Origin of the sequence: Dolichospermum sp. LEGE 00246, assembly GCF_015207865.1 — a bacterium.
GTDB lineage: Bacteria > Cyanobacteriota > Cyanobacteriia > Cyanobacteriales > Nostocaceae > Dolichospermum > Dolichospermum heterosporum.
The window spans coordinates 1-6,495 of sequence record NZ_JADEWA010000313.1 but is presented as its reverse complement, the minus strand read 5'-3'; the positions used below and the strand labels follow the sequence as shown (position 1 = coordinate 6,495).

The 6,495-nt window shown below is 38.6% G+C and carries 7 protein-coding genes; 1 reads left to right on the top strand and 6 read right to left on the bottom strand.

What is annotated here, in order from left to right; all coding sequences use genetic code 11:
* Window positions 1-10 precede the first annotated feature (10 nt).
* Window positions 11-907, bottom strand: a complete 897-nt coding sequence (gene lipA, locus IQ228_RS18310; RefSeq protein WP_027404675.1) for a lipoyl synthase — start codon at window positions 905-907, stop codon at window positions 11-13.
* A 328-nt stretch (window positions 908-1,235) separates the two neighbouring features.
* Between lipA and IQ228_RS18305 the strand changes: the two genes are divergently transcribed.
* The gene (locus IQ228_RS18305; RefSeq protein WP_027404676.1) at window positions 1,236-1,808 is read left to right on the top strand and encodes a PleD family two-component system response regulator; all 573 of its coding nucleotides are present in this window, start codon (window positions 1,236-1,238) and stop codon (window positions 1,806-1,808) included.
* Between the two features lie 339 nt (window positions 1,809-2,147).
* On the opposite strand, the gene IQ228_RS18300 is transcribed toward IQ228_RS18305, so the two are convergent.
* The 5 genes from IQ228_RS18300 to IQ228_RS18285 all read right to left on the bottom strand — a co-directional run bounded on the left by IQ228_RS18300 (window position 2,148) and on the right by IQ228_RS18285 (window position 6,263).
* The gene (locus tag IQ228_RS18300; RefSeq protein WP_027404677.1) at window positions 2,148-3,710 is read right to left on the bottom strand and encodes an NAD(P)H-quinone oxidoreductase subunit N; all 1,563 of its coding nucleotides are present in this window, start codon (window positions 3,708-3,710) and stop codon (window positions 2,148-2,150) included.
* A 249-nt stretch (window positions 3,711-3,959) separates the two neighbouring features.
* Window positions 3,960-4,586, bottom strand: coding sequence for a Uma2 family endonuclease (locus IQ228_RS18295; protein WP_193963842.1), 627 nt, complete (start codon window positions 4,584-4,586; stop codon window positions 3,960-3,962).
* A 74-nt stretch (window positions 4,587-4,660) separates the two neighbouring features.
* On the bottom strand, window positions 4,661-5,014 hold the full coding sequence (locus IQ228_RS18290; RefSeq protein WP_015081437.1) for a MarR family transcriptional regulator: 354 nt from the start codon (window positions 5,012-5,014) through the stop codon (window positions 4,661-4,663).
* A complete protein-coding gene (locus tag IQ228_RS26765) occupies window positions 5,011-5,268 on the bottom strand; it encodes a DUF6516 family protein (RefSeq protein WP_370566907.1) in 258 nt (85 codons plus the stop codon). The genes IQ228_RS18290 and IQ228_RS26765 overlap by 4 nt, the downstream gene beginning before the upstream one ends.
* A 107-nt stretch (window positions 5,269-5,375) precedes the next feature.
* On the bottom strand, window positions 5,376-6,263 hold the full coding sequence (locus IQ228_RS18285; RefSeq protein ID WP_027403600.1) for an IS982 family transposase: 888 nt from the start codon (window positions 6,261-6,263) through the stop codon (window positions 5,376-5,378).
* Window positions 6,264-6,495 lie beyond the last annotated feature (232 nt).

Here is a 6,495-nt window from a genome sequence, read left to right as displayed (position 1 = left end):
CCCCCTCCCCCTACTCCCCCCCAGCGTGATAGGAACTACGAACCAGGGGACCGGAACGGACGTGATTAAATCCCATTTCCTTGGCTATATTACCCAGTTCTGTAAATTCCGCTGGAGTCCAATATTTTTTAACAGGTAGATGGTCTAAAGAAGGACGCATATATTGACCAATGGTAAGGCGATCGCATTCTACAGATCGCAAATCCGCCATTGTCTCAATTAATTCCTCCATAGTTTCCCCATGTCCCACCATCACACCTGACTTCGTAGAAATCTGATCATTCAACTCCTTAACCGTCGCTAATACAGCCAACGAACGGTCATATTTTGCCCCTCGGCGCACAGTTGGAGTCAACCTACGGACTGTTTCGACATTATGGTTAAAACAAGCCGGTTGAGCCTGAATAATCATCGCCAAACTGTGACGTTGGACTGCCACACCCCCACCACCCCAAAAATCCGATGTCAGCACCTCAATTTGAGTATCGGGATTCATCTGGCGAATAGTCTCCATTGTCCTCACAAAATGACCAGCCCCCCCATCAGCCAAGTCATCACGGGCGACAGAAGTTAATACCACATACCGCAACCCTAAAAGCCGTACTGATTCTGCCACCTTTTGGGGTTCTTCCTCATCCAACCCCATTGGCGCATGACCCTTATCTACCTGACAAAAAGCACAAGCGCGGGTACAAGTTGGACCCATTAATAAAAAAGTCGCCGTTTTTTGGGCGTAGCATTCACCCCGATTCGGACAACGCCCTTCTTCACAAATTGTGTGAATTTGTCGCTGTTTAATGATACGTTGGACAGTAGAGATTTCACTGGCTTTGCCAATGGGGCGACGCAACCAGCTAGGCATAGTCATAATTTCTGACTTGATATCAACTTGTTGTGGAGAATTCATATAACGATTTGTTAATTAGGCAAAAAGTAAGAGCGCGTAATGACTATTTACATAGAGGTACTGTAATTTCAGGTATACCCCAAACTGAGAAGTTAGATTCATAAATCTTTCACTACACAGGATATTAGTTGTGTGTAGTCTACACAACTATAGATACAAATTGATCAGAATATCAGTGGAAGTTTCCTACAACTCCTGTGATTTTGGAAATTTATGTCAGAAAATACTCTCCCCCAATCTACATAAATTTTGGATATAGTGAGAGAATTCTTAAAAGCACTCGGCAGCCAGCCATCTAAACATAAAATTTTTAGTAGAGTAATCAGTTGTGGCAAGTAACAAAATTTTAGTTATTGACGACACTACCGTTGTCAGGGTAAAAGTACGAGAAATGTTACCACCAGGTAATTTTGAGGTGATAGAAGCCAAGGATGGGTTAGAAGGATACAACCTCATCCTCAAGGAAAAAGTCAGCTTGATCATGCTAGATTTTTTGTTGCCAAAAATGAGTGGTTGGGAGGTTTTCCAGAAAATCCAGGCTCAACCAGAATTGCGGAAAATTCCTTTGGTAATCATGTCGGGACGGAAGGAAGAGGTAACGGAAAAATTTGTAGAGCCATTTGAATATTTTGAATTTTTAGGCAAACCTTTTGATCAAAAGCAACTCATTGGTGCTATCAAGTCAGCAATGCTGAAGTCGAAAAAGGAACGTCCAGACTTAAATATACCCCCAGTGAATCCTGCAAATAAACAACCTGTACCGGTTGCTGCAAATGCCGTAGATTCATCTGCTGAGATCAAATTACTAAATGATAAAATTATCAAGATGCAAGGAGAAATTGATAACTTGAAGAAACAGCTTAATCAAGTTGTGACTTTCATTAAACAGAAAATTAAGTAATTTTCTGTTTGGTAATACCAGATTAAAATGAAACTACATAGAATAAGATTTCAAAAATTATTAACCGCAGATGTACGCAGATAAACGCAGCTAAAGACACCAGAATTAATAGACATCTCCAGAAAAGAATGTAGAGCCGAGAATCCCTACATGAGGAACGTCTCTACAAGGGTTCTAGGATACGCATATTGAATTTCTGGAGATGTCCAATGAATTTCATAATTCTGTGAAGCCTCACATAAGTTTGGTATTGTTGCTGTTTAACAACAAAAATGGGTAATTGAATATTGAAGACTAGCTTCATTACCAATTACCCATTACCACTTATTTAGGAATAAGTTAAAAGTCCTGTGACTCCTTGTTTGTAATAGCACTAACTTGTGTACTGGCAACTTTTGCTGCTTGCAACATGGGAGTGTTAGTAACAGAATTGTTAGCTAAAGTAAACAAGGGATTGGATAAGATTCCAGAAATGGTAGTAGCTATTAAAGTTACTATCAAACCCACTTGTAAAGGTCTCAGCCCTGGTAAATCCCAACGCACTTGGGGATAATTCTTCACCACGTCGGACATTTCTTGGGGTTCTTTGACTACCATCATCTTAACTACGCGAATGTAGTAATAGATGGAAACCACACTGGTAACTAAACCGAGTAAAACTAACCAATAAAGACCAGCTTGCCAACCTGCCCAAAATAAGTAAATCTTCCCGAAAAATCCGGCTAGTGGGGGAATACCACCCAACGATAAGAGAGAGATACTCAAACCCAGTGTTAAAAGTGGATCTTTTTGATACAAACCAGAGTATTCAGAAATTTGATCTGTTCCTGTTCTCAGAGAGAACAATACCACACAGGTAAAGCCGCACAGGTTCATAAACAGGTATACCAGTAGATAGAAAATCATACTGGAATAGCCGGCATCAGTTCCCGCAATTAAGCCAATCATCACAAATCCAGCTTGGGCAATAGATGAGTAAGCTAACATCCGTTTCATGCTAGTTTGGGCTAGGGCGACAACGTTACCCAATACCATACTTAGCACCGCAAGGGCAGTGAAAACAAATCTCCATTCGTCTGCCACGATAGGGAAAACGGTAGTTAAGAGACGGATAGCCAGGGCAAATCCTGCGGCTTTAGAACCAACGGATAAGAAGGCGATAACTGGAGTTGGTGCGCCTTCATAAACATCCGGTGTCCATTGGTGGAAGGGTGCAGCGGAGATTTTGAAACCAATACCCGCAATTACGAAAACCAGAGCAATTACTAAACCTAGTGATTGACCAACATTTGCTGTAGCGATACCTTGAGCGATCGCACTTAGTTCCGTTTGTCCACCGGATAACCCATACAACAGCGAGACACCATACAAAAATACCGCTGTACTGGAAGCACCAATTAACAGGTATTTCAACGCTGCTTCATTGGAACGGGGGTCACGTTTTGTATAACCTGTCAACAAATAAGAGGAAATACTCAGGGCTTCTAAGGAGATAAAAATCATCACCAACTCATTAGCGCCGGATAAAAACATTCCTCCCAAAGTCGCAGTCATCAAAATGGCAATAAATTCGGCTAAAGGCGTACCACTTTGTTCAACATAACGAATTGACATTAATATTGTTGACATTGCTGACAGGGCGATAATCCCCCGAAAGACAATACTCAGATCATCGCCGTTAAAACTACCAGTAAAGGCAATGGGGTTAGTCGTGTCCCATTGGAAGTATAGAGCAATAATCGCGGCTGTTAAACCAGCGATCGCTAGATATGCAATCCAACGCGCAGATGTCCGTCCCAAAATCAAATCAACAATCAAAACCCCCAAGAGGGTAATCATGACGATTCCCTCTGGTAAAATCGTTCCAGCATTTAACTGGGATGCAAAATTAGCAAAATCCATGAGATATATAGGTTTTAGCGATTAAACATTAGGGCTAACACAAGTTTATTCTATCTGTACTTCTTGACTAAAATTGCATTGATCTTTCTATCTTTAACAGTTGAAAATTTATATATTTGATTTTAGCTATCCGCAAATGTACCGCAATAACTCAAAATAAACAGTCGAGTACATAACTGAACTGTTCAGAGTGGGGCGATTTTCGGGAAAGAGTTAATAATGTAGAGAGTGAACATGGCTTAAAGCACTTTATCTGCCAGCCTTTAAAACTTGTTCGGCTGTCAGTTTTAAATTTGGGAATGTCGGCGAAGTAATGGGTTGATTGCCTCGAATCTGCTGAATTTCATACTCTCCTTGGACTAACGTACAAATGGAAAGGGTAGGTTGTTTCGGTTTCCCAATATGTCGAGTCCCACCTAGACCCGCATAATCCGCAATCCAATATTCAGGAATACCTAAAATTGCGTAGTCTTCGACTTTACGCGCATAATCGTTTTGCCAGTTGCTACTAACTACTTCCATCACAAATTTAATCGAACTGCCCAGCGTGATGATTGATTGGTCATGCCAAAGTAGTTCTTTTGTAAGTTCATTGCGGTCAACAACCATAACATCAGGTCTAAATGCTGTCATACCCAAGTTAGAAGGACGTAACAATCCTCGCTGAAGGACAAACCAATTTAAACATAAGGCATCAATTTGGGTGCAGATTTTTGTGGTGGTAAAAGCTGAAACTTCTTCATGGTAGCCTGTTGGTTCCAAATCAAACACCTCTCCATCAATCAATTCGTAGCGGTTACTGTCACCATAACGGACGATAAAATCGCCAAAACTTAGTAACTGCTGTTGTATTGGTCTTTCGGTTGCAATGGTCATAGGTCAACTTAGCCCCATCAATATCATCACTCTAGCATTTTCGCTAAATTCATCCTTCGCCGTTTTTCAAATTCTCACACTGCTTTCGCTAGTGGCATGAATATTTCAACGGATTCAAATGGTACAGATATTTTGTCTTCTTCTGTCCGTTCAATTAATCCCAGTTCTTCCAGGCGATTTACGTCTGTGTGTACGTTTGAATAGTTTCTTTCGGCTGTTTTTGCCAGCGCGTAAATACTGCATGGCTCTATTTTGCTTAAAGTATCAAGCAAATCAAGTCGAGCAGGCGTTAGCTCGCTAAAAAGTGATTTTGCAGATTCAAATGAAAGTCTAAAATTTACTGGCTTTCCAATTTCGGAGTCTTTAATTTGTTGACGAGCGGCTCGGATTGCAGAACCACCCTTGGCTACTTCAATAATTGCTTTCATGATTCACTCCAGGTTTCAATGTCTTTTTCAAAATCGTCAAGCAATTTATCAATGCTTGTGAAGTTGTAATCTATTTCGTGTGAGTTTATATGTTTATGATCTCCTTTTCCGCGTTCGTTGTCATATCTAATTCTACATTTTCCATTCTGCCCGTAAAATAATCTGTATTTGTATTTATGTGTACTTGGTGGTGTTGGTTCTGGTAGTTCCCATATAACCTGAGTTCGATATAAATAATCATCCTGAAAACTAATTATATCGGGCTTTTCTCAATTAGCAATGATTATTGACAATAAATAAACAAGAGAAAACAATCCAAAATTGAATATTTTGGACTCACAATTTAATTGCATGAAAATAATTAAATTAATAAAGCTGGTAGAGAAGTTACTTCATGTTTATCTAATTTTAAAGAAGGTTTTTTATCTTGCCAAGTATAAGCAATTAAACCAGCAATAATATTAACCATAAAATTAGAAATACTGCGATGACGAGAATGAACAACTTGGGAAATATTTTGAAGTTGGTCATTGACAGTTTCAATTAAAGCTCTTTTTCTTAACATAAGTTTTTCCCACAATTCAACTAATTTATTCTTCATATTCTTCTTAAAAGGAGTAATTAATTTCACATCATTTTCCAATAGTTCCTGAAATAAACTTTTAGAAATATATCCTTTATCTCCAAAAAGTCTTCCCCATAAATTTTGTGCCAAAGTAGGAACTGGTTTCCGGTCATCAACATTTCCGGGAGTAACTTGAAAAGCTAATAATTCGCCTTGTTCATTAATAATTAAATGAAGTTTAAATCCAAAGTACCAATCCACAGAACTCTTGCCCCAGCCCGATAAGCCACGGAAAACTTTATTTCTTTTTGCTCTTTTATTATGACAAATAGGAATACCCATGCTGTCAATAAAAGAGATGCCACTACATTGACCTTTTCGACTATTAAGATAACAAATTAAAGGCAGTAAAGCATCAGGCATTAATTCAACAAAGCGATTATAACTCACTAAAGATGGAAAATATCTGTGGTAGATTGTTAAAATGCTTTTTTGATAATAGTCCTGAAAATTACGATAACTTGATTGGTGAAAATGAACAATAATAGTCATGACTTCACTTAAACATAAGCGACTTTTTCTTTTTCTTTTTTGTGACTGGCTCGAAATTAGTTCTGAGTTCAATTTTGCTTCAAAATCCAAACAGAAATCATCTATTGCACAAAATAATTGTTCTAATTCCATTGTCCATTTTTCCTTGCTCAAACAACTACTTTATTCTTAAATCTTTGGTGCAATCTTGAGTATGATTAGTAATGTTATTTAATGGTTTTTAAGAAAAATTTACAATTTATATTATTTATTCCCAAGAAATTGTCAATAACCGGAAATTATTGATAACCGCTAAAAATTCATTTAATCCTGAAACTCTTTCCAGTCAACACTTGTAAGTTATTCTCTTCCGTCGAACTCAGGT